The organism is Micromonospora sp. CP22 (assembly GCF_009712475.1).
In the GTDB taxonomy this organism is placed as follows: Bacteria; Actinomycetota; Actinomycetes; order Mycobacteriales; family Micromonosporaceae; genus Micromonospora.
In genome coordinates this window covers 155,626-182,019 of sequence record NZ_VCJO01000005.1, presented here as the reverse complement: position 1 = coordinate 182,019, position 26,394 = coordinate 155,626, and the positions used below count along the sequence as shown (strand labels likewise).

General features: G+C 71.0%; 35 protein-coding genes and 1 tRNA gene. 21 read left to right on the top strand and 15 right to left on the bottom strand.

Annotated features, from left to right (window positions below):
• Positions 1–131: 131 nt before the first annotated feature.
• Together FF096_RS11655 and FF096_RS11650 are read left to right on the top strand one after the other, a co-directional pair.
• The gene (locus FF096_RS11655; protein ID WP_155217272.1) at positions 132–1,418 is read left to right on the top strand and encodes a sensor histidine kinase; all 1,287 of its coding nucleotides are present in this window, start codon (positions 132–134) and stop codon (positions 1,416–1,418) included.
• Positions 1,406–2,068 (top strand): response regulator transcription factor, encoded by a 663-nt coding sequence (locus FF096_RS11650; RefSeq protein WP_309223114.1) that lies wholly within the window; start codon positions 1,406–1,408, stop codon positions 2,066–2,068. The genes FF096_RS11655 and FF096_RS11650 overlap by 13 nt, the downstream gene beginning before the upstream one ends.
• Positions 2,069–2,075: 7 nt before the next feature.
• Here the strand turns inward: FF096_RS11650 and FF096_RS11645 are convergent, their stop codons facing one another.
• The 4 genes from FF096_RS11645 to FF096_RS11630 form a co-directional block, all read right to left on the bottom strand.
• Positions 2,076–3,500: an FtsX-like permease family protein gene (locus FF096_RS11645; RefSeq protein WP_309223113.1), complete on the bottom strand. Its 1,425-nt coding sequence runs from the start codon at positions 3,498–3,500 to the stop codon at positions 2,076–2,078.
• The gene (locus FF096_RS11640; RefSeq protein ID WP_309223112.1) at positions 3,497–4,198 is read right to left on the bottom strand and encodes an ABC transporter ATP-binding protein; all 702 of its coding nucleotides are present in this window, start codon (positions 4,196–4,198) and stop codon (positions 3,497–3,499) included. Before FF096_RS11640 ends, FF096_RS11645 begins: the two co-directional genes overlap by 4 nt.
• Positions 4,195–4,731, bottom strand: coding sequence for a PadR family transcriptional regulator (locus tag FF096_RS11635; RefSeq protein ID WP_309223111.1), 537 nt, complete (start codon positions 4,729–4,731; stop codon positions 4,195–4,197). Before FF096_RS11635 ends, FF096_RS11640 begins: the two co-directional genes overlap by 4 nt.
• 69 nt (positions 4,732–4,800) lie before the next feature.
• On the bottom strand, positions 4,801–5,373 hold the full coding sequence (locus FF096_RS11630) for a TIGR03086 family metal-binding protein (protein ID WP_155217270.1): 573 nt from the start codon (positions 5,371–5,373) through the stop codon (positions 4,801–4,803).
• A gap of 31 nt (positions 5,374–5,404) precedes the next feature.
• Here FF096_RS11630 and FF096_RS11625 point away from each other — a divergent pair, with 31 nt between their 5' ends.
• Entirely contained in the window at positions 5,405–6,205 is an 801-nt protein-coding gene (locus FF096_RS11625) for an AraC family transcriptional regulator (RefSeq protein WP_155217268.1), read from the top strand.
• Between the two features lie 52 nt (positions 6,206–6,257).
• Here the strand turns inward: FF096_RS11625 and FF096_RS11620 are convergent, their stop codons facing one another.
• The 6 genes from FF096_RS11620 to FF096_RS11595 are packed head-to-tail and all read right to left on the bottom strand — an operon-like array spanning position 6,258 to position 11,837.
• Positions 6,258–7,793: a SpoIIE family protein phosphatase gene (locus FF096_RS11620; RefSeq protein WP_309223110.1), complete on the bottom strand. Its 1,536-nt coding sequence runs from the start codon at positions 7,791–7,793 to the stop codon at positions 6,258–6,260.
• A gap of 1 nt (position 7,794) precedes the next feature.
• Positions 7,795–9,141, bottom strand: coding sequence for a sensor histidine kinase (locus FF096_RS11615; RefSeq protein ID WP_155217266.1), 1,347 nt, complete (start codon positions 9,139–9,141; stop codon positions 7,795–7,797).
• Entirely contained in the window at positions 9,138–10,160 is a 1,023-nt protein-coding gene (locus tag FF096_RS11610; RefSeq protein WP_375335324.1) for a SpoIIE family protein phosphatase, read from the bottom strand. The genes FF096_RS11615 and FF096_RS11610 overlap by 4 nt, the downstream gene beginning before the upstream one ends.
• Complete coding sequence (locus FF096_RS11605) at positions 10,148–10,567, bottom strand: ATP-binding protein (protein WP_309223108.1); 420 nt, start codon at positions 10,565–10,567, stop codon at positions 10,148–10,150. The genes FF096_RS11610 and FF096_RS11605 overlap by 13 nt, the downstream gene beginning before the upstream one ends.
• Entirely contained in the window at positions 10,564–10,977 is a 414-nt protein-coding gene (locus tag FF096_RS11600; protein ID WP_155217264.1) for an STAS domain-containing protein, read from the bottom strand. The genes FF096_RS11605 and FF096_RS11600 overlap by 4 nt, the downstream gene beginning before the upstream one ends.
• Positions 10,977–11,837 carry an STAS domain-containing protein gene (locus tag FF096_RS11595; protein ID WP_155217262.1) on the bottom strand — a complete coding sequence of 287 codons (861 nt, stop codon included), beginning with the start codon at positions 11,835–11,837 and terminating at the stop codon, positions 10,977–10,979. The genes FF096_RS11600 and FF096_RS11595 overlap by 1 nt, the downstream gene beginning before the upstream one ends.
• Before the next feature lie 165 nt (positions 11,838–12,002).
• On the opposite strand from FF096_RS11595, the gene FF096_RS11590 reads away from it, so the two are divergent.
• Positions 12,003–12,359, top strand: coding sequence for an STAS domain-containing protein (locus FF096_RS11590; RefSeq protein WP_093403921.1), 357 nt, complete (start codon positions 12,003–12,005; stop codon positions 12,357–12,359).
• A 10-nt stretch (positions 12,360–12,369) separates the two neighbouring features.
• On the opposite strand, the gene FF096_RS11585 is transcribed toward FF096_RS11590, so the two are convergent.
• Positions 12,370–13,680, bottom strand: coding sequence for an MFS transporter (locus tag FF096_RS11585; RefSeq protein ID WP_155217260.1), 1,311 nt, complete (start codon positions 13,678–13,680; stop codon positions 12,370–12,372).
• 50 nt (positions 13,681–13,730) lie between these two features.
• Between FF096_RS11585 and FF096_RS11580 the strand changes: the two genes are divergently transcribed.
• From FF096_RS11580 to FF096_RS11540, 10 genes are all read left to right on the top strand, one after another.
• Positions 13,731–14,414, top strand: coding sequence for an FCD domain-containing protein (locus FF096_RS11580; RefSeq protein ID WP_309223107.1), 684 nt, complete (start codon positions 13,731–13,733; stop codon positions 14,412–14,414).
• A 38-nt stretch (positions 14,415–14,452) separates the two neighbouring features.
• Complete coding sequence (mscL, locus tag FF096_RS11575) at positions 14,453–14,914, top strand: large conductance mechanosensitive channel protein MscL (protein ID WP_155217258.1); 462 nt, start codon at positions 14,453–14,455, stop codon at positions 14,912–14,914.
• An 82-nt stretch (positions 14,915–14,996) separates the two neighbouring features.
• The gene (locus FF096_RS11570; protein WP_155217256.1) at positions 14,997–15,230 is read left to right on the top strand and encodes a hypothetical protein; all 234 of its coding nucleotides are present in this window, start codon (positions 14,997–14,999) and stop codon (positions 15,228–15,230) included.
• Positions 15,231–15,346: 116 nt separating this feature from the next.
• A complete protein-coding gene (locus FF096_RS11565; protein ID WP_155217254.1) occupies positions 15,347–15,721 on the top strand; it encodes a hypothetical protein in 375 nt (124 codons plus the stop codon).
• A 160-nt stretch (positions 15,722–15,881) separates the two neighbouring features.
• Positions 15,882–16,601 (top strand): PP2C family serine/threonine-protein phosphatase, encoded by a 720-nt coding sequence (locus FF096_RS11560; protein WP_155217252.1) that lies wholly within the window; start codon positions 15,882–15,884, stop codon positions 16,599–16,601.
• A gap of 228 nt (positions 16,602–16,829) precedes the next feature.
• Positions 16,830–17,168, top strand: coding sequence for a PadR family transcriptional regulator (locus FF096_RS11555; RefSeq protein ID WP_309223106.1), 339 nt, complete (start codon positions 16,830–16,832; stop codon positions 17,166–17,168).
• A complete protein-coding gene (locus FF096_RS27270) occupies positions 17,165–17,572 on the top strand; it encodes an ATP-binding cassette domain-containing protein (protein WP_309223105.1) in 408 nt (135 codons plus the stop codon). Before FF096_RS11555 ends, FF096_RS27270 begins: the two co-directional genes overlap by 4 nt.
• A 56-nt stretch (positions 17,573–17,628) precedes the next feature.
• A complete protein-coding gene (locus FF096_RS11550) occupies positions 17,629–17,985 on the top strand; it encodes an ATP-binding cassette domain-containing protein (protein WP_255456626.1) in 357 nt (118 codons plus the stop codon).
• Entirely contained in the window at positions 17,982–18,674 is a 693-nt protein-coding gene (locus tag FF096_RS11545; protein ID WP_309223104.1) for a hypothetical protein, read from the top strand. The genes FF096_RS11550 and FF096_RS11545 overlap by 4 nt, the downstream gene beginning before the upstream one ends.
• A gap of 52 nt (positions 18,675–18,726) precedes the next feature.
• A complete protein-coding gene (locus tag FF096_RS11540) occupies positions 18,727–19,938 on the top strand; it encodes a hypothetical protein (protein WP_309223103.1) in 1,212 nt (403 codons plus the stop codon).
• 80 nt (positions 19,939–20,018) lie between these two features.
• Here the strand turns inward: FF096_RS11540 and FF096_RS11535 are convergent, their stop codons facing one another.
• The gene (locus FF096_RS11535) at positions 20,019–21,068 is read right to left on the bottom strand and encodes an NAD-dependent epimerase/dehydratase family protein (RefSeq protein WP_155217250.1); all 1,050 of its coding nucleotides are present in this window, start codon (positions 21,066–21,068) and stop codon (positions 20,019–20,021) included.
• Between the two features lie 66 nt (positions 21,069–21,134).
• Entirely contained in the window at positions 21,135–21,266 is a 132-nt protein-coding gene (locus FF096_RS27050; RefSeq protein WP_255456625.1) for a hypothetical protein, read from the bottom strand.
• Positions 21,267–21,381: 115 nt separating this feature from the next.
• Between FF096_RS27050 and FF096_RS11525 the strand changes: the two genes are divergently transcribed.
• The 6 genes from FF096_RS11525 (at position 21,382) to FF096_RS11495 (ending at position 23,408) form a co-directional block, all read left to right on the top strand.
• A tRNA-Lys gene (locus FF096_RS11525) sits at positions 21,382–21,453 on the top strand.
• Positions 21,454–21,597: 144 nt separating this feature from the next.
• Positions 21,598–21,873: a type II toxin-antitoxin system Phd/YefM family antitoxin gene (locus FF096_RS11520; protein ID WP_102657755.1), complete on the top strand. Its 276-nt coding sequence runs from the start codon at positions 21,598–21,600 to the stop codon at positions 21,871–21,873.
• Positions 21,870–22,127, top strand: a complete 258-nt coding sequence (locus FF096_RS11515) for a Txe/YoeB family addiction module toxin (protein ID WP_309223102.1) — start codon at positions 21,870–21,872, stop codon at positions 22,125–22,127. The genes FF096_RS11520 and FF096_RS11515 overlap by 4 nt, the downstream gene beginning before the upstream one ends.
• A gap of 140 nt (positions 22,128–22,267) precedes the next feature.
• Positions 22,268–22,465: a flavin reductase gene (locus tag FF096_RS11505; RefSeq protein ID WP_155217246.1), complete on the top strand. Its 198-nt coding sequence runs from the start codon at positions 22,268–22,270 to the stop codon at positions 22,463–22,465.
• Between the two features lie 290 nt (positions 22,466–22,755).
• A complete protein-coding gene (locus FF096_RS11500) occupies positions 22,756–23,010 on the top strand; it encodes a hypothetical protein (RefSeq protein WP_155217244.1) in 255 nt (84 codons plus the stop codon).
• Positions 22,992–23,408, top strand: a complete 417-nt coding sequence (locus FF096_RS11495; protein ID WP_309223101.1) for a type II toxin-antitoxin system VapC family toxin — start codon at positions 22,992–22,994, stop codon at positions 23,406–23,408. The genes FF096_RS11500 and FF096_RS11495 overlap by 19 nt, the downstream gene beginning before the upstream one ends.
• Before the next feature lie 254 nt (positions 23,409–23,662).
• On the opposite strand, the gene FF096_RS11490 is transcribed toward FF096_RS11495, so the two are convergent.
• Together FF096_RS11490 and FF096_RS11485 are read right to left on the bottom strand one after the other, a co-directional pair.
• Positions 23,663–24,154, bottom strand: a complete 492-nt coding sequence (locus tag FF096_RS11490; protein ID WP_155217242.1) for a DUF1648 domain-containing protein — start codon at positions 24,152–24,154, stop codon at positions 23,663–23,665.
• Between the two features lie 102 nt (positions 24,155–24,256).
• Positions 24,257–25,204 carry a helix-turn-helix domain-containing protein gene (locus FF096_RS11485; RefSeq protein ID WP_155217240.1) on the bottom strand — a complete coding sequence of 316 codons (948 nt, stop codon included), beginning with the start codon at positions 25,202–25,204 and terminating at the stop codon, positions 24,257–24,259.
• Here FF096_RS11485 and FF096_RS11480 point away from each other — a divergent pair.
• Positions 25,203–26,393 carry a trans-acting enoyl reductase family protein gene (locus FF096_RS11480; RefSeq protein ID WP_230462518.1) on the top strand — a complete coding sequence of 397 codons (1,191 nt, stop codon included), beginning with the start codon at positions 25,203–25,205 and terminating at the stop codon, positions 26,391–26,393. The genes FF096_RS11485 and FF096_RS11480 overlap by 2 nt on opposite strands.
• Position 26,394: the final 1 nt, after the last annotated feature.

Sequence of the window (26,394 nt, the reverse complement as noted above, 5' to 3'; positions counted from 1 at the left end):
CCCCGACCGGGGAGAGCCCGACATGCCGCATGCCGCGAGCCACGCGGCGGATCGAGGTAGGGCTGGGTATACCCGCGAAAGTGGGCCCAGTCGGCTGGGGACGGACTCGCCGTCTCACTAGCGTCGGCGGCATGACATCGGCCGCACCGACCCATCTCGCCCAGGCCCTACGGCGAGCCCGCTACCCGCTGACCGGCTGGCCCTGGCGCGCCCTGGGGTACCTGCTCACCAGCGTGCCACTGGCCGGCGTGCTCTCGATCGGGCTGCTCGTCGTGCTGGCGCCGCTGTTCGCCGCCATCAACGCGGCCCGCCAGGGCCGTCCCCCGTCGCTGACGCTCGGCGTCTTCCTGGCCTTCGGCGCGCTGATCATCCTGGCGCTGGCGCCGCTGCTGAGCGTGCCGGTGGCGGCATTCGAGCGCTACCGGCTCGGCCTGGTCGACGACCGGCCGGTGCCCGGCACGTCCTGGCGCGGCCTCGCCGCCCGGTACACCACGGGCGCGGCCTGGCGGGAGGTGGCCCACCTGTTCTTCCTCGGCGGCGTCGTCCCCGCCGTCTACTGGCTCTTCACCATGCTGGTGCTGCTGGACGCCATGCTGATCGTCAGCCCGTTCGTGGTCGGCCCCGGCGAGGAGGTGGTGCTGCTCTGGACAACTGCGGACACCGTGGTCGAGGCGGTACCGTACGCGATCGTCGGCGTGCTGCTCGCGCCGCTGCTGTGGTACGCGGTCGGTGCCCTCGCGGCGGCTCAGGGCGCGGTGACACGGTGGCTGCTGTGGAGCGCCGACGGGGCCGCGTTGCGCGAGGTGACCCGGTCGCGGGCCCGGTTGGTCGACGCGTACGAGGCCGAGCGCCGACGCATCGAACGTGACCTGCACGACGGCGCGCAGCCCCGGCTGACCAGCCTCAGCCTCCAACTCGGTCTGGCCCGGCTGGACGTGCCGGAGGACTCACCGGCCGCCCGCCCGCTCGCCGTGGCACACGAGCAGGCGAAGGGACTGATGGAGCTGCTCCGGCAGATCGTGCGGGGCATCCGCCCGCAGAGCCTCACCGACCTGGGGCTGGCCGGTGCGGTCCGGGAACTGGCCGACGAGGCGACGATTCCCGTCGAGGTGCACACCGAACTCCGACGTCCGATACCCGAGGCGGTCGAGACCACGGCGTACTTCGTGGTGTCGGAGGCGCTCAGCAACGTCGCCCGGCACGCGGAGGCGACCCGCGCCCAGGTCCGGCTCAGCGACAGCGGCACCGCGCTGGTCGTCGAGATCAGCGATGACGGCCGGGGCGGAGCGGACCCGGCCCGGGGCAGCGGACTGACCGGGCTGGCCGACCGGGTGGCCGCCGCCGAGGGACGGTTGCTGCTGGCCAGCCCGCCGGGCGGCCCCACGGTCGTACGGGTGGAGCTACCGTGCAACGGGTGACCCGGGTCGTACTCGCCGAGGACGAGGTGCTGCTGCGGGAAGGGCTGGTGGCCCTGCTCGACCGCTTCGGCTTCGAGGTGCTCGCCGCCGTCGGCACCGCACCGGCGCTGCTGGACGCCGTCCGGACGCACCGACCGGACCTGGTGGTGACCGACATCCGGATGCCACCCGGGCACCGTGACGACGGGCTGCGCGCGGCGGTGGAGCTGCGCGCCGAGCAACCCGGGCTGGCCGTGGTGGTGCTCAGTCAGCACGTACAGTCCGAGTACGCCTCGGCGCTGCTCGCCAGCGCCGACGGCCGACGGGTCGGCTACCTGCTCAAGGACCGGGTCGCCGAGGTCACCGATTTCGTCGACACCCTGCGCACCGTCGTCGCCGGTGGCACGCTGGTCGATCCCGACGTGGTCCGCCGACTACTGCACCGCCCACGCGATCCGCTCGCCGCCCTCTCCGCCCGCGAGCGGGAGGTGCTGGTGCTGGTCGCCGAAGGGCGGTCCAACGCGGCGATCGCCGGACGGCTGCACATCACCGAGGCGGCGGTCGGCAAGCACATCGGCAACATCCTGGCCAAACTCGGCCTGCCACCGGACGACGACACCAACCGCCGGGTGCTGGCGACCCTGACCTACCTGCGGGCCAACACCGCCTGATCCGCTCTCAGGTGGCCCGCAGTTCCGCCACCGCCGTGTTGGCGCGGAGGAAGAGCACGCCCAACCCCACCACGAACAACACCGCGACGGTCGCACCGGCCCCCTGCAACGCCAACTGCCCCAGCGGTACGCCCGGCTGAGGGCCGCTCCGACCGAACTCGCCGGTGAGCAGTCGACCGATGGCGTAACCGACGCCGAGTGCGATCAGCACCGCGGGCACCACCGGGGCCAACATCTGCCAGACGATCGAGGTGCCGATGGTGCTGCGGGGCACGCCTGTCGCCACCAGTGCGGCGTACGCCCGGCGGCGGCTGACGATCCCCTCCACCAGGGTGACGAACAGACCGGCGGCGGCGATGGCCACCGCCACGGCCACGGCCAGGTCGACCAGATTCATGGTGTCCAGGTAGAACGAGTTGTAGGAGGCTTCGCCGCCGTAACCGGCCAGCTCGTTCTGCTCCTGCTCGCGCTGCGCCTGGAACTGGAACGCGGCGCGGAAGGCGGCCGCGCCGCCGGCGATGACCAGGGCGGCCAGCAGGGCGGCGAAGGTACGGCTGCTGGCCCAGGGGTCGTCGGTCAGTCGGCGGGCCGCCAGCAGCGCGGCCGGACGTCGGGCGAACCGGTGCAGCGTCCGCCCGGCCAGGTGGGAGATCCAGCCGACCCCGAAGATCACCCCCATCACCGCACCGAAGATGCCGAGCAGCGCGGCCAGGGCCAGCAATTCGAGGCTGGCACCCCGCAGGGCCCACTGGATCTGGTCGATCATCGCCGCCGCCAGCACGCCGAGCCCGATCAGCAGCGCCGGCCACGGCCGGGGCGACCCGGTGCGACCGGCCCGCCGGACCACACCGAGCGGCGTGGTGACCACCCTGCGGAGCAGCAGGGCGGTGGCCGCCGCGGCGAGCACCGGAAGCCCGAGCACCACCGCCGCCATCGCCGACACCGGCGGCAACACGTCCGTGGGCAGCGCCAGCAGACCGTCGGCGTTGGGACGATGCAGCAGCTCCCGCCCACCCAGGTAGCAGGCCAGCCCGGCCAGGGCGCCGAGCAGGCTGGCGAAGCCGGTCTCCAGCATGGCGATCCGGCTCACCTGACCGGGGGTCGCCCCAGCCAGCCGGAGCGCGGCGAGTCGCCGATCCCGCGACGGCGCGCCCAGCCGGGCGCTCTGCCCGGCCAGCGCCAGCACCGGGATGGTCAGCAGCACCAGCGCGAACGCCGTCCCGCCGCGCAGCCCCGGCTGGCTGAGCAGCTCGCTGGTGTACTGCTCGGACCGCTGCCACTGGTCACCCGGCGGTTTCTCGATGGCCAGCACCGTCAGGGCGGCGAGCCCGGCGAGGGTGGCCAGCAGGGCGCTCAGCGCGGTCAACGCCACCCGCGCGGCGTCCGTGCGGTTGCCCGCCAGAGCCAAGCTGGTCAGGGTCGAGGGGCTCACCGGGAGCCGCCGGCAAGTGGCGCGTCGAGACCCAGGCCGGTGTGGTCGATCATGCCGTCGCGCAGGATGACCTCACGATCGGCGTACGCGGCGATCCGTGGCTCGTGGGTGACCAGGACGACGCTGGTGTGCTGCTCCTTCGCCACCCGGACCAGTTGCGTGAGCACCTGCTCACCGGAGAGGGTGTCCAACGCGCCGGTCGGCTCGTCCGCGAAGAGCACCCGTGGCTCGGTGACCAGCGCCCGGGCGGTGGCACAGCGCTGCTGCTGACCGCCGGACATCTCGCCGGGGCGCACGTCGGCACACTCGGCCACACCGAGCCGGGTCAACCAGGTCAGCGCCGCCGTCCGGGCCGCTCGCCGCCCCGTGCCGGCGAGCAACAGCGGAAGGGCGACGTTCTCCGCCGCGGTCAGCTCGGGGACGAGCTGACCGAACTGGAACAGCACCCCGAACTCGGTACGCCGCAGGCGGGATCGGGCCGCCTCGGACCAGGTGTCCAGCCGGTGACCGCGCCAGCTCACCTCACCGGCGTCGGGTCGGATGATGCCGGCGAGGCAGTGCAGCAGGGTCGACTTGCCACAGCCGCTCGGTCCGGTCACCGCGACGATCTCCCCCTCGTCGATGTCGAGGGTGATGCCGCGCAGGGCGGGTGTCGGTCCGTACGACTTCACCAGACCGCGAGCCTGAAGTTGCGTCACGAGTGCACCTCCCGGTGCCAGTCGGCGACCCGTTCCAGGGTGGTGTGCAACCACCGCAGGTCGGCGTCGAGATGGGCGATGGCGTAGTCGGCCGCCACGACGTCGTCGACGGTGGCTGACGGGGCCGTCTTCAGCGCGGTCAGCTCACGCAGCCGCTCGGTGTGTGCGCGGCGCTGCGCGACGAGGTACGCACGCGCCCGGTCCACGTCGGCGACCAGCAGCGCCACCACGACCTTCGTGAACAGCGGACTGTTCACGTGCGGCATCGGTGGCTCGACGCTGCTCAACCACTGGTCGAGGGCGGCCCGCCCCTGCTCGGTCAGCGTGTACGCCGTCCGCTCCGGCCCGGCGAGGCGCTCCTGCCCGGCCGGTGCCACCAACCCGTCCCGCAGCAGCCGGTTGAGCGTGGCGTAGACCTGCCCGAACGCCAGCGGACGGGCCTGCGGCAGCCGCGTGTCGTGGGCCCGCTTCAGCTCGTACCCGTGCATGGTGCCGGTCGAGAGCAGTCCCAGCAGCAGGTGGGAGGTGGACACCAGGCCACTATTCACTGAGTGAATAGTGGCCGTCAAGCATCCGGTGCGACCGGACCGGTGTCGATGCGGTCAGCCGGCTGGCGACCAGGCCGGGTCGCGGCCGGTCGCGCCGAGCAGCCGGTCCAGCTCCGGCAGGGTGCCGTCGACCGGCACCTCCTCGGCGAAGACGCCCATCTGCCGGGCGGTCGTCGCCAACTGCCCGGTCAGCTCGTGCAGCGCGGGCAGCACCTCGGGGGCCGGCTCGTACGCCTGACCGGTGGCCACCGCGAGATCCCAACCGTGCACGGTGAGGTCGAGCATTGCCATCCCGCCCACCACCTGCTGCGGCATCCCCATTCCCGGCGAGACCCCCTGCTCGCTGGCCGGATCCGCCCACGCCTCGACCAGCCGCCCGGTCTCGGCCTCGAACCGGTCCCGCCACCCGGCGGTCAGGTGGTCGGGTTTGTCTGCCCAGGTCACCGTCGAACGTCGGGCGAGGCCCTGGAAGTTCACCACCACCTCGTACAGGTGGTTGAGCAGGTCGCGGACGCGAAAGTCCCGGCAGGGGGTCGGCAGGTCGAGCTGGTCGTCGGTGATCTGCCGGACCACCGCCACGGTTCGCGGCGCCGCAGCCGCCAGCAAATCGCTAGTCTGTGTGGCCATATGGCCAGCGTATGAGGGTGGTCTTGAAGAAATGCGACAGCCGCGCGCAGACAGCCGGGGCATCCTCGACCCCGCCCGGCTGAAGCGGCAGGTCCGGTTCCGCAGGCACCTGCCCGCCGTTGCGCTACGCCGGTGGGTGGAGCACTACTGGCTGATCGACTGGGATCTCGACGAGCCGTTCGAGCAGCGGATCCTGCCGCATCCGGCGGTCAACGTGGTGGTCCAGCGCGACGGGGACGGCCCGGAACGCCCGGAGGTCGCGGGCGTCGGTCGGCACCTCTTCTCGATCACGCTGTCCGGTTCCGGGCGGGTCAGCGGGGTGCAGTTCCGGCCGGGCGGCTTCCATCCGTTCTGGCGTCGACCGGTCGCCGAACTGACCGGCCTGAGACGTCCCTTCGCCGACCTGGCCGACGTCGGTGTCCCACCGGCCAGGCCGGTCTGCGCCGGTACGGACACCGAGCGCGGCCAGGCACTGGACGCGCTGCTGATCGAGTGGGCACCCCGGCCGGATCCCGTCAACGACGAGGTGATGAGCCTGGTCGAGATGATCCGGACCGACCGGAACGTACGCCGGGTCGACGAGTTCGCCCGCGAGCACGGCGTCTCCGTCCGCCGGTTGCAGCGACTCTTCCTCACCCACGTCGGTGTCGGTCCCAAGTGGGTGATCCGCCGCTACCGGCTGCACGAGGCGATCGAGCGGGCGGCGGGTGAACCTCCCGACTGGGCCGGGCTCGCCGCCGAGCTCGGTTACAGCGACCAGGCCCACCTGGTACGCGACTTCACCGCCGCGACCGGCGTCTCGCCCGCCGCGTACGCCCACAACCGGCGTTAGGAAGGGCCCCTTCCTCTACCGCAGGCGTTAACAAGGTGCCCTTCCTTACACCTCAGCGGCGGCGGAGGGCGACTACGGCGACGTCGTCCTGGATCTCGTCCGGGGCCAACTCCACCAGCAGCCGCTCGCAGAACCGGTCGAGGTCGTGATCCACGTGTGCGGCACACGCCGAGAGCGCGGCCAGCCCCTCGTCGATGCTGACGTCCCGCCGTTCGATCAGACCATCGGTGTAGAAGACCATCGTCGCCCCGGCACGCAGCACGAACTCCAGGTCGGCGGGGCGGGGCGCACGCACCCCGAGCAGCGGCGCGACATGGTGCACGTACTCCGCCTTGCCGTCCTGCACGATCAACGGCGGCAGGTGCCCGGCGCTGGCCAGCCGGACGTGCCCGGTGGTCGGCTCCAGCAGCAGAACGCAGATCGTCGCCAGTTCGGTGGGCAGCAGCGTACGCATCAACTCGTTGACCCGGTGCAGGATCTCGCCCGGCTGGTGCCCCTCCACCGCGTACGCCCGCAGCGCGTATCGCAACTCGGCCATGATGGTGGCGGCGTGCAGCGAGTGACCGGCCACGTCCCCGATCGCCAACAGCAGGTGCCCGTCGAGCATCACCAGCTCGTAGAAGTCGCCACCCACCTCGGTCTGGGCACTGGCCGGCTCGTAGCGCACCGCCAGGTCGAGACCGGCGATCTGCGGGATCCGACGCGGCAGCAGGCTGCGTTGCAGCGTCACCGCGATCCGGTGCTCCTCGTCGAAGGAGCGTTGCGCCTCCACTGCGGAGGCCACCGCCTGGGCGAGCTGGACCAGCACCGGGGTACGGGCGGTCTGCGTCGCGGTGGGCACCACCACGTAGAGCGGCGCGCGATCCTCACGCAGCCGGGCAGCCGCGACGGTGACGGTGTCGCCGGCGGGCCAGTCGACCAACGACCAGGCCGACGGCTCCTGCACCACGACGGTGGCACCGGTCGGCACTCCGGTGTCGTCGACGATCCACGGCACGATGCCGGCCTCGGCCCCGGGCCCGGCGCAGACCCCGGCCAGGCAGTCGCCGTCGAAGGTCTCGGCGATCACTGCGGCGGGACTCTTGAAGATCTCCGCGGCACCGGCCGCCGCCACCTGGAGCAGCTTGGTGAAGCTCGGCGCGGCGTGCACCGCGACGGTGGTGTCCGCCAGCCCGGTGAGCCGCTCGGCGAGCAGTTCGGCTCGCCGCCGGGCCTGGTAGTACCGCAACACCGACTGTGTGGTGGCGACGAGTTCCTCCGGCTCGATCGGCTCGGCCAGGTACGCGTCCGCCCCTCGGGTCAGGCCCTGGGTCCGGTCGTTCGTGTCGACGGCGTGCGCGGACACGTGGATCACCGGCAGCGCCGGGTGCGCCGACTTGATCCGCTCACACACCTCGAAGCCGCTGAGGTCCGGCAGTCGGACGTCGAGCACGACCAGGTCGATCGGGTCCACCCCGACCCGGCGCAGCGCCTCACCACCGGTCTCCGCCTCCAGCACGGTGAACCCGGCACGGGTCAGCCAGTTCACCAGGAGGTAGCGCTTGGTCCGACTGTCGTCGACCACCAGCACTGTCGCCGTGCCGTCCACGTCACGTCCCGTCCGGAAGCCGAACCGTGAAGGTGCTGCCCCGACCCGGCTCGCTGGCCAGTTCGAGTGTCCCGCCGAGCAGCTTCACCAGTCGCCGGGCGTACGGCAGCCCGAGGCCGGTGCCGCCGACCCGAGCCGGGCCGGGCACCTGGTAGAACTCCTCGAACACCCGATCGTGCAGCTCCGGCGGGATGCCCGGACCGGTGTCGGTGATGGTGAGCCGCCAGCCGTCCCCGTTCCGCTCGGCCCGCAGCCGAACCTCACCGTCGGTGGTGAACTTCAGGCCGTTGTGCAGCAGGTTGCGCAACACCTGGGCGAGCAGCACCTCGTCGGTACGCACCGTGGCCGGCGGCGCCGGGTCCTCCACCACCAGTTCGACATTCTCGGCGGAGGGCAGTGCCCGCAGGGTGCCGCGCAGCTGGCCGAAGACGGCCCGCAGGTCCACCTCGGCCCAGTCCGGCTCGATCCGGCCCGACTCCGCCTTGGCCAGGTCGAGCAGCTCGTTGACCAGGGTGAGCAGGTCCTTGGCCGAGGTACGGATGAGACCGACCTGCCGTTCCTGCTCGGTGGTGAGCGGATCGGACGCGGAGTCACCGAGCAGGCGGGCCAGCCCGATGATCGCCGTCACCGGTGCCCGCAACTCGTGACTGATGTTGGCCAGGAACCGGCTCTTGGACTCGCTGGCCGTACGCAGCTGCGCCGACTTCTCGTCCAACTCCGCGTAGAGGGCCACCACGCCCTGGTTGGTCGCCTCCAACTCGTCGGTCAGCTGTTGATAGAGCGCCATCACGCCCCGATTGGTCTGCTCCAGTTCCTCGTTGAGTCGGGCCAACTCGTCGCGCTGGTTGCGTACCTCGTCCAGCGCATTGATCAACTGAAGGTTCTGGGTGGCGAGTTCCTCCTCGGCGGTGCCCGGGGCACTCTCGCGGAGCTGGGCGCGCAGCTCCGCCAGGCGCTCGGTGGTGAGCGCCTGTGCCGTGGTGGGAACCCGTCGGGACATCCTGACGACCGTATCCCGCTGGACGGTCAACACGCTCAATGTGTCCACCAGGCGTGCCACCGCGCCGGATTCCGGCTCGTACCGCCCACCGGGCAGCGGGGCCACCGGAGTGAGATCGACACGCAGGTGACAACGGCCGCCCGACGCGTTGGCGACGGCGAACGTCACGTCCGCCCCGCCGACCGTCCGGAGCAGGTCCCGGGCCACCTCGCTCAACGCGGTGGCGATCCGGACCTGGTCCTGGTGCTCCAGCCCGATCGCGGCGGCGACCTCCCGGCCGCGCTGGCGGACCACGAAGATGTCCTGCTCCACCCGCAGTGCCATCTGAAGCAGCGGTGTCGCGGTCATGACCAGGACCTTGCCACCAACACCCCGGCGTCGTCACGCCGGATGCCCGCGTCGCGCAATAGGGTGGCGGCCACCACCAGGGGCGTCCGCCCGGTCAGACCCGGGTAGTCGGCGAGCTGCCACCGGTCGACCACACCGTCGGTGTGCATGATCAGCAGACTGCCGGCCTCGAAGGGATAGTCGTACTGCCGGATCACCGGTCGTTGGTGCCCGGCGATGCCGGGTAGCGAAACCAGACCACGCTGTCGACCGTCACCGGTGGCCACCACGCCGGTGATGTTGCCCAGACCGCAGTAGCGCAGCGCCCCGGCCGCCGGGTCCGGCTCGGCCACCGCGAGGGCCGCGCCCCGGGTGTGCGACATCGCCCGGTGCAGGTGACCGACCACCTCGGCCGGCGAACCCGCCGGAGCCTCCCGGAAGGCGGTGAGCGCGGCGGCGGAGGCTGCGGCGGCCAGCGGACCGTGGCCCAGTCCGTCGGTGACCAGCACCTGACGGCGGTCGCCCAGGAGCCGGAGCGCGTAGCCGTCCCCGCTGACCGTCTCTCCGGTCAACGGGCGGGTCAGCCCGTCGGCCCAGGACACCGCGACGTCCGGGGCGGCGAAGACCCGCACGGCGATGACGGTCCCCCGGCCCGGCCGCGAGTACGCGTCGAACCAGCTCGCCTGCCGGACGATCGCGCCCAGACCGATGCCGAGGGTGCCGGTGGTGGAGTGCCCGTCGCGGGCGGATTCGGCGAGGTCGACCATGCCCGGACCGGTGTCGATCGCGATCAGCTCCACCCCTGCGTCCAGCTCACGGCGTACCGGTCGCAGCAGCAGCACCCCGTCATCGGCGTGCTTGATGAGGTTGCTGGTCAGCTCGGCCGTGACGATGGCCAGGTCGGCGAGGCGGGCGGCCGGCAGACCCAACTGGTCGCCGAGTCGCTCGGCGGCCCGCCGTACGGCGCTGCCGGTGCTGCCGTTCTCCACCCGGAACCAGATGCCCCGATCGGCGATCGGTTCGACGGTCACCGGGACCACTTGGTGATCGTGACGCGGGTGCCCTGACCGGGCGTGGTCTGGATGTCGAACTCGTCGACCAATCGACGGGCCCCGCTGAGCCCGAGGCCGAGGCCACCGCCGGTGGTGTACCCGTCGGTCAGCGCGAGATCCACGTCCGCGATGCCGGGGCCGGAGTCGACGAAGACGATTCGCAGACCGGTGCGTCGGCCGTTGTCGACGACGGCCACCTCGACGGTTCCGCCGCCGCCGTAGACGAGCGTGTTCCGGGCGAGTTCGCTCGCCGCGGTGACCACCTTCGTCTGGTCGACCAGGGAGAGCTTGACCGCCACGGCCACGGTACGCACCAACTGACGGACGCGGACGACGTCCTCGTCGCTGCCCACCGCCTGCGCCTGGGGACGCCCCAGGTCGACCCCGCTCGTCACGGTGACGCCGTCGGCTCTGGGATCGGACCGTCGTCCCGCTCGTCGTAGGGCTCGTCGGCCCGCTCGATCGCGATGAGTTCCATCCCCCGCTCGACGTTGAGCGCGGTTCGGATGCCGTTGAGCGACAGCCCCAGCTCGACCAGGGTGATGGCGACGGCCGGGCGCATCCCCACGACCACCGTCTCCGCGTCGAGCACGCGGGAGATCGAGGCGATGGTGGAGAGCATCCGACCGACGAAGGAGTCGACGATGTCCAGCGCGGTGATGTCGATGATCACGCCGTGGCAACCGGTCTCGACGATCCGCTCCGCCAGGTCCTCCTGGAGGGCCACGGCCGTCTGGTCGGACATGTCGACCTGGATGGAGACCAGCAGGATGTCGCCGATCTTGAGGATCGGCACCCGCTCCATCACGCCTCCCGACGCGGTTGGCGGCGGGCCGTCTCGACCCCGGTGAGTCGCAGGACGTGGCGCAGTGCGTCGGCGAGGCTCGCCTTGGTGGCGATGTCGCCGAACTCGATGCCGAGCGCGACGATGGTCTGCGCGATCTGCGGCCGGATGCCGGAGATGATGCAGTCGGCACCCATCAGCCGGGCGGCCACCACGGTCTTCAGGATGTGCTGGGCCACCTGCGTGTCCACCGCCGGTACGCCGGTGATGTCGATGATCGCGTACGGCGAGCCGGTGTCGACCAGGGTCTGCAACAGCCGTTCCATCACGACCTGGGCGCGGGCCGAGTCGAGCGTGCCGACCAGCGGCACCGCCACCACACCCTCCCAGAGCTTGACCACCGGGGTGGACAGCTCCAGCAGCTGCTCGGCCTGGTCGGCGATCAGACTCTCCCGGGTGCGGACGAAGCTTTCGAAGGTGAACAGCCCCATCTGGTCGATCAGCGTGGAGAAGGCGACGTAGTCGCGCAGCGTCTCGATGCTCTGGTCGACTTCCAGCACCGCGAGTAGCGCCTCCTTGAGGGCGAACACGCCGGTGGCGGTCTCGGTGGCGGAGAAGCCCTGACGGGCCTGTCCCCGGGAGAACTCGGCGAGTACGGCCCGCAGTTCGGTGGCCTCCTCGCCGTTCAGGTCGACCGTGCCCTTGCCGAGGGCGTCGACCATGGCGCGGTGCAACTCCTGCACCTGCCGGACCAGTTCGGCTTGGCTGAGCCGCCCCCGCAGCTGCCCGGCGATGATCTCCGTCCACTGCTGGGTGACCTGCTCGGCCCGGCTGGTCAGCAGCTCACCCAATCGGCTGCTCTCGTCAGCGCTGAGCGCCATGGCAATACCCCCTAGACCTGGACCGGCCGGACTCTATCACCGGGGCCCGGTCAACTACTTGTCGTAATGCAATGGAAATGGCTTTGAACACCTGATCCTGCTCCCGTTCTGCGTACCACGGTCCGCGTGGGATACCGTTCCACCGATAAACAGGAGGTCTGGCGAATGTCCTTGACGGTGCACACGGAACAGCGCGGTGACGTGGTCGTCGTGTCGGTCGCTGGCGAGTTGGACATGGCCACCGCACCGCAGTTGCAAGACCAGATCACCGACCTGCTCGACAAGGGGCGCAGTCGCCTCGTGTTCGACCTGTCGGATGTCTCGTTCTGCGACTCTACCGGTCTGTCGGTGTTCGTCCGCGCGAAGAACAGCTGCGACGAGGCCGGCGGAGTGGTCCGGCTCGCCGCGCCGCAGCGCGGCGTGCTGCGGATCCTTGAGGTGAGTGGCCTGGTCGAGGTGCTGCACACCTATCCCACCGTCGAGCAGGCGGTCGCCGGCGATCCGACGCCGGCTTCCTCCTGACCCGGTCGGCTCACGGCTCGTCCTCGATGTAGCGGGGACGAGCGATCAGTACGCCCGCGCAGGTCTGCACGGCCAGGGCCGCCAGCAGGAAGCCGATCGGCGCCAGCCATCCCCCGGTCACGTCGTGGAGGATCCCGACCAGAAGCGGACCGGATGCCGCGATGACGTAGCCCGTGCTCTGCGCGAAGGCCGACAGCGCGACCGTGCCGTCGGCGGTGCGGGCCCGCAGCCCGATGGTGGCCAGGATGAGGGGGAACGCCCCCTGTCCGAACGCCAGCAACACCACCCACACCACCGCCCCGCCGCGCGGTGCGAACGCCAGCCCCAGGTACGCCAGGCTAGACGCGGCGGTCAACCCGAAGACCAACGGCCGTAGGCTGCCCAGCCGCCCGGCCAGCGTCGGCATCAGCAGCGCGATCGGCACCCCGAGCGCGGTCACCCCGGCGAGCAGCAGCCCGGCGTCCTGCGGGTGGAAACCCGCGTCCCGGAACATCTGGGCCAACCAGCCCATGATCGAGTACCCGCTCAGCGACTGCGCGCCGAAGTAGACCGCCATCGCCCAGCCCAGCCGGGTGCGTCCGGGTCGCACCACCCGCCGGGAGGTTCCGTCGCGCCGCACGGTGGTGCGGCTGCGCAGCGCCGCCGGCAGCCACGGGAGTACGGCCAGCGCCGCCAACCCGGCCCAGACCCCCAGCCCGGCCCGCCAACTACCGAAGGCGTGGGCCACCGGCACCGCAGCGGCGGCGGCCACCGTCGTGCCCACCGTCAGCGCCATCGTGTACGCCCCGGTGACCAGCCCGGTGCGGTGCGGGAAGTGCTGCTTGACCAGCATCGGCAGGAGGATGTTCGCCACCGCGATCCCGGCCAGCGCGAGCGCGCTGGTGATCAGGAAAACCAGGGCGGAACCGGTGAGTGCCCGGAGCACCTGCCCGACGGTGAGCGCGATCATCGCCGCCACCAGCAGCCTGGCCGGGGAGAACCGGCGGACCAGCCACGGGGTGGCCGCGCCGAGCGCGGCGAAGGCGATGGTGGGCAGGGTGGTGACGAAGCCGGCCATCGTCCCGGAGAGGGCCAGTCCGACGCGTACCTCGTCGAGCAGTGCGCCCAGGCTGGTGACGGCGGCGCGCAGGTTGAGCGCGACCAGCAGCATCCCGGCCAGCACCAGCCATCCGGCGTTGGCGCGGGAGGTGGCCGGAGCCGCGCCACCGGCCGGGTCAACCGCACCTGGCGACCCCGGGCCGGTCACCGCCTCCGCCGCACCGGCCGAGACGGCGACCGGGTTCGTGGGGACGGCGGGGACGCCAGGGGGTGACGGGGGCATGACCTCGAACCTACAATCATGGGATGAATTCCGGCGAGAGGTTGTAACCAGTGACACCCGCAGCCGATTCCATCTCCGTACCGCCCCGTGGCCGACGGGTCCGGGAGACGATCACCCAGCTCCGGCAGCGGATCATGGCCGGAGAGTGGCCGGTGGGTGGTCGGATCCCGACCGAGCCGCAACTGGTCGAGGCACTCGGCGTGGGACGCAACACGGTTCGCGAAGCGGTCCGGGCTCTCGCCCACGCCGGGGTGCTCGAATGCCGTCAGGGCTCCGGCACCTACGTGCTCTCCACCGACGAACTCGCCCCGGTGGTGGCCCGTCGACTCACCGACGACCGGATGACCGAGGTGATCGAGGTGCGCCGCGCCTTCGAGGTGGAGGCGGCGCGGCTCGCCGCGCGACGGCGTACCCCCGAGGATCTGGCCGCCCTCGACGACGCGCTCGCCGCCCGCGAGGCGGCCTGGCGCGGCGGCCGGGTCGACGAGTTCGTGGCGGCCGACGCCGCCCTGCACACCGCGGTGGTCGCGGCGGCGCACAACGCCATGCTCGCCGAGTTGTACGCCTCGGTCAGCACCGCCATGCGCAGCACCCTGACGCAGGCCATGGGCGACGCGCTGACCCCGGAACGACACGTCGACCACGCCCGGCTGGTGGCCGCGATCAGGGCCGGCGATCCGGAACTCGCCGCCCGGGAAGCCGGCGCTTTCCTGGAGCACCAGCCCGGGGCATAGGTTGTCCCCGACAAAGACGGGACACCTCGGGAGTGCGGATGCTCAAGGGCTTCAAAGACTTCATCATGCGCGGCAACGTCGTCGACCTCGCGGTCGGTATCGTCATCGGCGCCGCCTTCACCGGCCTGGTCACAACCTTCACCGACTCGTTCCTCCAGCCGATCATCAACCTGATCGGCACCGGCCCGGCCGGCGACGGGGCCCAGTTCAGTCTCGGAAAGGACAACCCCGTCACCTGGGGCGTCTTCCTCAACGCGTTGATCACCTTCCTGCTCACCGCCGCCGCGCTATACTTCCTGGTCGTCTACCCGATGAACAGGCTCGCGGAGCGCCGCAAGCGGGGCGAGGAGCCGCCGCCGGCCGCGCCGAGCGAGGAGGTCAAGCTGCTCACCGAGATCCGGGACGCGCTCGTCGCCGCCGGCCGGACCACCCCGGCCCAGCAGCGCGGGGCACTGGACGACGTCCTCGGCCGTCGGGACGAACCGCCCGCCGCGCGCTGAAACCGGCAACACCCAGGCAGGCTCCGGCGGGAATCCCGCAGGGGCCTGCTCCTATCGAACAGATGTTCGATAGAGTCCCGCCATGGAGCAGCGAAAGCACTGGTGGAACGGGAAATGGGGGCGACTGGCCCGGCGGGACGTCTTCCTCCGAACGGATGCCGACCGATGGTTCGTCGAGCAGCGGGCCGGCGGCGCCGAGGGCGTCTCCCGGTTCTACGAGTACGACACCGTCGACGAGGCCGAAGAGACCATCCGCGCACTGCTCCACGGCACCGACACCTGGCGCGAACTAACCCCCCGCCCCCACTCGCGTTGATCAAGAAGTTTTGGTCAGGAACCGGCGTGGATTCTGACCAAAACTTCTTGATCAACACGGGTCTGCGGGGCGGGAGGGTGGGTTTAGGGGGAGGGGAGGGTGGGAACCGCGCGGGGATGGAGCAGCAGGGCATCGATCAACGGACAACCCTCTCGCAGGTCACCACCGGCATGCGGGTGGTCGACTCGACCGGCCTCGACGTGGGCACCGTGGACCTCGTACAACGCGGCGACCCGAACGCGGTGACCGTGCAGGCGCCGACCACCGACCCCGGCAGCAGCCTCGACGAACTGATCGAATCCGCAGCCGTGCAGGAGCCGGACGTGCCGGCGGACCTGGCGGCCCGACTACTGCGTACCGGCTATCTGAAGGTCTCCACCGACCTGGTGCCCACCGGCGCCGTCTACGTCCTCGCCGACCAGATCTCCGCCGTCACCCCCACCACCGTGGCCCTGGACACCCCCGCCGCCGATCTGCCACCAGCAGACTGACCCCCGCCCGCCGGACTTGTCGACCATGGAGCCAAACCGGGTGTACGCCCAGCTCAACCGGCATGTCGACACACCCGATCAGGGACACCGGCAAACATTCCTCAACCCGACGCAGTAGTGCGTAGAGACGCGGGAAGGGAGTTCTTGGCAAGCTTGACCCATGACGCTGATCCTCCGCTCGGCCATCCTCAACGACATCGGTCTGGTCCGGACCAACAACGAGGACTCCGCTCTTGCCGGCGAGCGCCTCGTCGCGGTGGCCGACGGCATGGGTGGACTGCCCGCTGGTGAGGTGGCCAGTGAGATCGTCATCCGGATCCTCGACGAGCTGGTCCCACCGACCGCACCGGACGCCGCCGCCGAGGCGCTGCGCGCGGTGGTGAGCACCGCCAACCAGCGCATCCACGCCGCGATCGTCACCGACCCCGCCCGCGACGGCATGGGTACCACGCTGACCGCCGCCCTGCTGGCCGGGGACACGCTGGTGGTGGCGCAGGTCGGTGACTCCCGTTGCTACCTGCTCCGGGACGGCCAACTGCGCCAGCTGACCCGGGATGACACCTTCGTGCAGGCACTTGTCGACCAGGGCGCCCTCTCCCCCGAGCAGGCTCGCCACCACCCGCAGCGATCGCTGGTGACCCGGGCGGTGCAGGGCGCGGACGCGCCACCGACGATGGGGGCGGTGACCCTCGTCGCCGGTGACCGGCTGCTGCTGTGCAGCGACGGGCTCTCCGACTACGTGACCGACGACGCCATCGCCGCCACCTTGAGCATGCACGCCGACCGCCACCAGTGCGGCGAGCAGTTGGTGAAGCTGGCCCACCAGGCCGGCGCGCCGGACAACGTCACAGTGGTGATCTCCGACGTCGTCAACGGCTGAGACAGCCCGACACCAGCGACATCCACCGGGGGTCCGCCGGTGGTCAATCCTGCCCGCCGGTCGCCGCGCACGGTCCACGCGCCGCCGCACCAGGTAGTTGCGGGTCCGGCCACCCGCGCACGGTCCACGCGCCACACCAGGTAGTTGCGGGTCCGGCCACCCGCGCACGGTCCGCGCGCCCGCACTAGGTAGTTGCGCCATCTAGATAGCGGCACTAGGGTTCGGCGGGTGGATTACGACCGTCGGGGGCAGTGGCTGCGCGGGGTGCTCGACCTCTGCGTCCTCGCCCTGCTGCGTGACGGCGAGTCCTACGGCTACCAACTCGCCCAGTCACTCGACGCCGCGGGCGTCGGACCGATCCAGGGCGGCACGCTCTACCCGGTGCTGCTGCGGCTGCAACGCACCGGGCTGGTCACCGCGCAGTGGCGGCACGGGGGTTCCGGTCCCGCCCGCAAGTACTACCGCCTCACCGACGACGGGCGAGCGGCGCTGCGCCACGGCGGCAACGCCTGGTTGGCGTTCGTGGCCCCGGTGACCGGCATCGTCACGAAGGGGGTCGACGGGTGAACGCCGACGACTGGCTGCGGACGTTCGCGGCCGAGCTGCACCATCGCCGGGCGGGCCACGACGCCATCCGGCACGTGGTCGCCGAGGCGGCCACCCACCTGCGCGAGGGCGGCGGTGATCCGTGGCTGGTCTTCGGCTCGCCGCAGGCGTACGCCGCCGCCATCGTGGAGAGCATCGGCACCGTGCCCGGCCCGCGTCCCGGCCCCGTCCGGCTGCAAGCCCAGGGCATCACCAAGCGGTACGGCCGACACGTGGTGCTCAACGACGCGTCGCTGACCGTACGCGCCGGGCAGATCGCCGCCGTGATCGGCGCGAACGGCTGCGGCAAGAGCACCTTCCTGCGGATCTGCGCCGGGCTGATCTCCCCGGACGCGGGAAAGGTGACCGTCTCGGGCCCCGGCTGAGTTACTGCCCGCAGCAGGGCGGCACCGCCGACTTCCTGCTGCCCGACGAGCACTTCATGCTGGTGGGTGCCGGTCAGGGCATGTCCCGAGGACCCGCCCGGCAGGCCGGTCGGGCGGCGGCCCGACAGCTCGGCTGGGACGCCGAGAACGCCGCGCTCGCCAGAAACCTCTCCGGGGGTACGCGGCAGAAACTGAACCTGACCATGTCCACCCTGACGCAGTCGGACGTGCTCCTGCTCGACGAGCCGTACCAGGGCTTCGACCAGGGCAGCTACGTCAACCTGTGGGACCAGCTGACCCGGCTGCGCGACGAGGGACGGGCCATCGTCGTGGTGACCCACCTACTCAACCAGCTCGACCGGGTCGATGTCGTGCTCGACCTGACCCCCGTCCACCAGGGAGGCCGATCGTGAACCGGCTGGTCACCGTGGCCGAGATGACGCTGCGGGAGTTGGCGCGCCGTCGGGGCGTACTCCTGCTTCTGCTGTTGATGCCGTTGACCTTCTGGCTGATCCGGCGCGACTCCTACGTCGGGCAGTCCGTACGTGCGCTGCTGCTCGGCATCAGCTGGGCGGTCAGCACGGCGGCCCTCTTCGCCACCAGCGCGGCCCGTGAACTGGAGCCCCGGCTGCGGCTCGCCGGTTACCGGCCGCACCACCTCTACGTCGGTCGGATGCTCGGCCTGTGGGCGCTCGGAGTGGCGATCTCGGTGCCGTTCTTCCTGCTCACCGTCGTGGACGCGAACAACCTGCGGTACGGCGGGATCGCCGTGGCGATGCTCTGCTGCGTGGCGGTGGCCGCGCCGTTCGGCATGTTGATCGGTGCCCTGCTGCCCCGCGAACTGGAGGGCACGCTGCTGCTGCTCACCGTGGTGGCGGTACAGATGCTGCTCGACCCGGCGGACGCGGGAGCGAAGCTGACGCCGTTCTGGTCGAGCCGGGAGATCGCCACCTGGGCGGTGGACCACACCGACGACGGTTACCTGACCCGTGGTTCCGTGCACGGGGTGGTGGTCACCGTGCTGCTGATCGTGACGGTGGCGGCCGTCTTCGCCGTCCGGCTGCGCCAGCGGCGACATCTGCACCACATGCCGCTCACCTGATCCCCAGATGCTAGGGCCCGCCCCTCGTTGACACGGGCCCTAGCATCACGGGGTGCGCCTGAGATCCTTCAATGCCCTGATCGCGTTCGGCGTCGCCATCGCCACCCTCACCGCGTGCGGCCCGTCCGTGCCGAGCGCCGACCCACGCGACGCGCAGGCACCGGTGACCGGCGAGGACACCGCCGCCTCGCCGACCGAACCGGAGCAGGAACCGGGCGCGCAGGCCACCCCGGCGGCGCGGACCGGGCTGGGCAGCCCAAGCCCCAGCGCCACCCCGTCCGGTACGCCCCGGGGGTCCGGTACCGGCAACCCGTCCGGGCGGGTGAGCGTACCGGCGGCGGGGCGGGCGGTCGACACGTCGAAACCGACCCGTACCGTCGGCGACGGCACCGCCGCGAGCTGCACCTCCGCGGCCGTCGTCCGGGCGGTCGCGGCCGGCGGGATCATCACCTTCGACTGCGGCCCCGACCCGGTGACCATCCGGATGACCGCGACCGCAAAGGTACGCAACGCCAACGGTCCACAGGTGGTGCTCGACGGCGGCGGCAAGATCACGCTCAGCGGCCAAGGCAAGCGGCGCATCCTCTACATGAACACCTGCGACCCGTTGCAGGGCTGGACCACCTCGCACTGCGACAACCAGGACCACCCGCGTCTGACCGTGCAGAACCTCACCTTCGCCGACGGCGACGCCACCGGCCAAGGCACCGACGGTGGCGGCGGAGGTGCGATCTTCGTCCGGGGCGGTCGGTTCAAGGTGGTCAACTCACGCTTCGTCGACAACCGCTGCGACCGGAGCGGCCCGGACGTGGGCGGTGCCGCGATCCGGGTCCTCGACCAGCACGACGACCAGCCGGTGTACGTGGTCAACAGCACCTTCACCGGCGGCTCCTGCGCCAACGGCGGCGCGCTGAGCAGCATCGGTGTGTCCTGGGTGGTCCTCAACAGCGTGCTGCGGGACAACGAGGCGATCGGCACGGGCGCGAATCCGGCCCGCTCCGGCACGCCCGGCGGCGGCAGCGGTGGGGCGGTCTACTGCGACGGCAACACGTTCTCCGTACGCATCGCCGGCACGGTCATCGAGGGCAACGACGCCCGGGAGGGCGGCGGGGCGATCTTCTTCGTCAGCAACGACCGCACCGGCACCCTGCGCATCGAGAACTCGACCCTGCGCCGCAACCCCAGCCGTGGCTTCCAGACCCACCCCGGCATCTTCTACCTCGGCGCCGGCACACCAACCTTCACCACCTCCACCATCCGCTGACCCCGATCTTTGTTGATCAAGAAGTTTTCGTCACCCGCAGGGCGGTTTCTCGACCAAAAGCTCTTGGTCAACAGGCCGGGTCAGTGGGGGTTGCCCTGGCCGGTGGGGAAGGTGGGCGCGGTGGACAGGGCTGGGCTGGGTGCTTGGGCCCCGTCGGCCATGCCGCCGAACAGCTCGCGCAACGCGCTGACCGAGTCGACCGTCGGGCTCCAGCCAAGCTCGTTCTCGGCCCGCTCGCTGGACATCAGCGGCGCGTTGAGCGCCAACTCCACCCATCCGGCATCGACCGGTTGCAGCCGCGCCCGCCAGGTGAGCGCCGCCGCGACCCGCAGCACCGGTGCGGCCACCGGCACCGTCCAGCCGTGGAAGTGCCGGGCCACCAGCTCGGGAGTCAGCACCGGGTCCGCGGCGACATTGAACGCGCCGCGCGCATCACCCATGATCGCCCGGGCGTACGCGTCAGCCACGTCGTCGGCGTGCACCACCTGCATCCGTAGTCGCCGGTTGGTCGGCACCAACGGCAGCCGACCGAACCGCAGCAGCCGCACCGGTGCCAGCGGACCGAGGAAGTAGCGGACGATCTCGGTACCGGCCTCCCGCTGGAAGATCAGCCCGGGGCGCATCCGGACCAGCCGTAGCGCCGGATGGCTGCGCTCGATCCCGTCGAGCATCTCCTCCACCGTCGCCTTGTCCCGGCTGTACGACGACTCGGGCACCCCGGTCACCGGCCAGCGCTCACTGACCGGCGCGTCCTTCGGGCCGGGTGCGTAGGCACCGACCGACGAGGCGTACACCAGGGCCGGCACCCGGGCGCGCAGCACCGCGTCGACCACCGCCCGGCTGCCGCCGACATTGGTCCGGCGCAGCACATGCTGGTCGTGGCTAGGCTGGATCTGCCAGGCCAGATGCACCACCACATCGGCACCGGCGAAGACCCCGGAAAGCTCGTCGGTCGCGCCCGCCAAGCCGATGTCGCAGGAGTGCCACCGCACCCCGTCGTACGGCTCACCCGCTCCCCGAGGCGGCAACCGCCGCGCCACCCCGACGATCTCCACGTCACGCTCGCGCCGCATCCGGCGCAGCAGCGCCGAACCCACGTTCCCGCTCGCTCCCACGACCACGATCCGCATGTCCGGCCCGTACCCGGTCAGCCGCTTTCCAAGCGCGCCCGCCGCGCCGTCCTCGGCTCCCGCCGATCAGCGGGCGAGCAGCGCGCCGATCAGGCAGGCGAAAGCGGCGACCGAGCTGGCCGTCCGGACCAGGTTCCACCGCACCCACGGCGTCTCGAACCACCGGCGTACCCCCGCCAGATCATCGATCTCGTCCACGGCCCGGCGGCTTCCAAGGTCCACCCGCACCCCGGCCGGAGCCGCCACCAGCCATCGATGACACCGGCGGAAGCCGCGAGCCCGCTTCCGCCGGTGTCCGGTAACCTGATCGCGCGGGCCGCTAGCTCAATGGCAGAGCTGTGGACTTTTAATCCATAGGTTCAGGGTTCGAGTCCCTGGCGGCCCACTCCTCCGCAGGTCAGCGGCTCTGTGTGGGGTCGCACGAACCGCGATCTCGGCCCGCACAGCAGCGAAGAACAGCATCGGCCACGAGTGAGGCAACAGCGCCCCACCCGAGGTACAGTTTTCTGTACCTGCCCTGGAGGTCGTCATGCGGACCGTGAACTTCACCCAGCTACGCCAGAACCTGGCCGCCGAACTCGACAGCGTCATCAACGACGCCGAGGAAGTGGTGGTGACCCGCTCGGGCCACGAACCGGTGGTCATCGTCCCGCTTGCCGAGTACGAGGCGATGAAGGAGACCGAGTACCTCCTGCGCAACCCGGCCAACGCCGCAGCCCTGCGCCGCTCGATCGCGGAGCTTGAGCAGGGCGACGCGGCCGAGCGGGACCTGATCGACCCGGCCACCGTGCGAGACGTCGCGTGAGGTTGGTCTTCACCGCGACAGCCTGGAATCAGTACCTCAGCCACACCGACCGCAGACTGGTCAAGCGCATCAACGACCTGATCGCGGACGTGATGCGCAACGGATACGAGGGCATCGGCAAGCCGGAACCCCTTCGGGGAGAGCTGTCCGGCTTCTGGTCCCGCCGAATCGACCGCGAACACCGGCTGGTGTATCGAATCACCAAGGACGACGTCGAGATCATCGCCTGCCGATACCACTACGGCGACCGGTAGTCGGACCGGCGCGGAGCCAGCAGCGCCGACGGTCATCGGTCGAGCGCCTAGCCGAGCCGCTCGAGCGCGTCGCGGGTGGCCGCCGAGGACACCACCGTGTAGATCTCCATGGTGATGGCGAACTGCGCGTGCGGCTGATCATGCCGGGCTGGACGTGCGGCGGCTGCGGCGCTGACTGGCCCTGCCACACTCGGCGGCGGGAGCTGCGAGCGGAGTACGACCGCGCGCCGGTGTCGCTGGCCCTCTACCTGGCCGCCCAACTCGTCGACGCCGCCCAGGACCTGGCCCACGTCCCCGCCGGCCACCTGCACCACCGATTCCTCGGCTGGACCCGATGAGCATCATCCGGCCAGGCAACGAGAAGTTCCACTACAGCGATGGCTCCCATAAGTGGATCCCGCCGGACCCGGACTACGACCAGGCAGCCTGGGACGAGCAGGTCCGCCGGACACGGAACCTGATCCGGCCAGCTCGTCGGCAATCCATAGGTTCAGGGTTCGAGTCCCTGGCGGCCCACGTACTTCTCTGACCTGCGGTTCTTGGTACGTGCCGCAGTCGTCATGCGAACCGGTTGGTCGAGGTTCGAGTCTTTCTGGCCAGCAAGTGAGACTGCATGCATAATGAATGCATGGTTGCGCTCCAGATTCGAGACGTGCCGGAAGAGGTGCGAGACGCCCTGGCGGCCCAGGCCAAGGCGCGTGGGCAGTCACTCCAGGCGTACCTGCTGGAGTTGGTGGAGACCCAGGCTCGACGGCTGCGCAACACGGCGGCCCTTGATCGCTTCGCCGGCCGATCGGACGGTGCTCGCTCCCTGCCGGGGGAGAGTGCCGCCGAGTTGGATGACCAGCGGGAGCAGCGCGGACCGTGGGGAACCGCCGCGTGATCGTGGTGGATGCGTCGGTTCTGGCCGATGCCCTGGTCGACGACGGGCCGGTCGGCGACGCGGCGCGGGCGGAACTGACCGGAGATCCGCACTGGGCCGCGCCGAGCCATCTTCTGATCGAGGTCATGTCGGTGATCAGAGGCAAGGTCCTCGGTGGGAAGCTCGGCCTTGCTCGGGCACAGGAGGCGATCGACACCCTGCCTTCGTTGGTCATCGACGAGGTTGGTGTCGCGACACTGCTTGATCGGATGTGGCAGTTGCGGGGCAATGTCACGGCGTACGACGCGGCGTATGTCGCGGCGGCCGAGTTGCTGGCCTGTCCACTCGTGACCGGTGATGGTCGGCTCGCCAAGGCCAACGGCGTCCGCTGCGAGATCCGGCTGCTCGCGGCGTCTTGACGGTAGCCGCCCGAGGAGTATCGGCCTGAGGTCCTTGGGGCGGCGGCCAACCTGAGTGGTAGCGGGTCACCGGCGATCGTGGCGGTGTGGTTCGCATGGTGGCGCCTCCGGCCCACCATTCGCCACTTCTGACCTGCGGGAGCGCAGCCTCCCGTGATCCGAGTTCTGCCACCTGACCGCCCGGATGCTCTGGCGAGGCCTCCACCTGCTCGGCATCTCGCCCCCGAACGGACGTGGCACAGGCACGGAGTGGTTCAGTGTGCCGGCGGCCGGTAGCGGCGAAGCCAGAGCCAGATCGTCCACCCGATGAGATAGCCGAGATATCCGACCAGCAGGATCGGGGCCGCCCCGGACAACCGGTGGTCGGCACTGGTCGATGCCTGGACGGCCAGGACGAGGACGCCGACGAGAAAGAGCATCGTGACCGCTCCGAGGTGGTATATGTCCTCGGCGGAGCGGCGGCGCAGCTCGGCCACGTGCTCCGGTTGTTTCCAGTACGACGGATGCGGGACGTTGAGGAGGTCGATCGGGATCCGACCGACCAGGGCGGCAAGACCGACGAACATCGCCACCAGGCAGAGACCGAGCACCACGGCGACCAGGATCGCCGTGCCGCGTGAGCTGTACGAGTCCGCGCGCAGATCGGTCCCGAAGTGCAGCGCCACCCGCTCCGGCCAGACGAGTGCACCGTAACCGACCGCTGCGGCGTAGCACAGAGTAGCTACTACGAAGCCCTTTCGCTGCATGGCCAGCGAGGCTATCCGACCGTCCGAGAGGGGATCGTCGCCACCTGCTGACCGGAATCGAACCCGTGGCTGGAGCGTGGCCTGACGACTGGCCCGGGCTTGCTACCGCGTGAACGTCTGGCGGTAGGTGTCGGGCGGCACGCCGACCGTACGACGGAAGTGGCGGCGCAGGGTTGTCGCGGTGCCCATGCCGGAGGCGGCGGCGATGGCGTCGATGCTGTCGCTGGTGGTTTCGAGCAGCTCCTGCGCGCGGCGGATCCGCTGGGTCAGCAGCCACTGAAGCGGGGTGGTGCCGGTGATCGCGTGGAAGTACCGGGTCAGGTGGCGTGAGCTCAGGTTCGCCTGGCGGGCCATGTCCTCCACGGTGAGTGGCTGGTCCAGGTGCCGCATGACCCAGGGGATCACGTCGGCCAGGGGATGGTCGTCCTGGGCGGGCACCGGTGTGGTGACGAACTGTGCCTGGCCGCCGGCTCGGTGCGGCGGCACGACCAGGCGGCGGGCGGCGATGTTGGCGATCGCCGAGCCGTGGTCGCGGCGCACCAGGTGCAGGCACAGGTCCATTGCCGCGGCCTTGCCTGCCGAGGTGAGCACGTTGCCGTTGTCGACGTAGAGCACGTCCGGGTCGACGGTGACCCGGGGGTGGCGCGCGGCGAGCTGCTCGGTGTGCGCCCAGTGGGTGGTGGCACGCAGCCCGTCCAGCAGACCGGCGGCGGCGAGTACGAACGCGCCCGTGCACAGGGAGACCACCCGCGCACCGGCCTCGTGAGCGGCGCGTACCGCTTCGACGAGGTCGATCGGCGGGTCCTCGTCGACGTCTGCCAGGGCGGGGACGATCACCGTTTCGGCGTGGGCCAGCTGGTCGAGTCCGTGGTCCGGGTCCAGCCGGAACCTGCCGACGCGCACCGGCCGGGTGCCGCACACGGCCACGTCGTACCAGGGGACTCGCACGGCGTCGGGGGCGGAGGCGAAGACCTCGTAGGCCAGGGCCAGTTCGAAGTGCAGCATGCCGTCGGTGGCGGCGAGGGCGACGGAACGCGGGCGAAGGGCCATGTCGGAAATTGTGCGGGTCGCGTCGTTCCGGACACTGGCAGGGGTACGCCGTACCGAAGAGGATCTTCAGCAACGGGAACACTTCGGCGTGCGGGAGCAGGACATGGTGGCGGTTGGAAGCATCGCGGTCTACGGGGCGTACGGACACACCGGGCGGTTCGTGGTCGCCGAACTCCGGCGGCGCGGGCACGTACCGCTGCTGCTCGGACGCGACCGGGACAAGTTGCGGGCGCTGGCGCGGGACCAGCCGGATCTTGAGACGCGGCAGGCGTCGGTCGACGATCCGGCCTCGCTCGACCGGGCACTGGAGGGCGCCGTCGCGTTGATCAACACCGCCGGACCGTTCGCCTTGACCGCCGGCCCGGTGATCGAGGCCGCGCTGCGCGCCGGCATTCCGTACGTCGACGTGGCGGCCGAGATCGAGGCGAACGTCGACACGTTCGCGCACTTCGCCGCACGCGCCCGCGCCGCCGGCACGGTGGTCGTCCCGGCGATGGCCTTCTACGGCGGTCTCGGCGACCTGCTGGTCACCGCCGCGATGGGCGACTGGACCACTGCGGATGAGGTGCACGTCGCCTACGGGCTGAGCAGTTGGCACCCGACCGAGGGCACGCTCGCCGCGGGCGCCGTCTCGGCGCGGCGGCGCGGTGGCCGCCGGGTCCGTTTCACCGGCGGTCGGTTGCAGTACCACGACGACCCGCTGCCGACCCTGGAGTGGCCCTTCCCTACGCCGCTCGGCCCGCAGCGCGTCATCGGCGAGTTCACCATGGCCGACGTCGTCACCGTCCCCAGCCATTTGGCGGTGCCGGAGGTGCGTACCTACATGGCCGCCAAAGCCGCCTCGGACCTGCTCTCCGCCGATCCCACGGCGCTGACCGGGGTCGACGAGCGCGGCCGCTCCGCGCAGACGTTCGTCGTCGACGTTCTCGTCCGCTCAGGCGACGCGAAACGCCGCGTGACCGCGACCGGCCAGGACATCTACGCCACCAGCGCGCCGCTCGCGGTGGAGGCCGTCGACCGCGTCCTCACCGGACGGACCCGGGCGACCGGTGTCGTCTCCGCCGGTGCGGCCTTCGACGCCCGCGACTTCCTCGACGCCCTGTCCGCGCACCTCACGCTGCACGGACCGGCGGACACCCGCACGGCCTGCCTCTCCGATGACGGTCGGCCAGGGGCGCACGCTGGTTAGA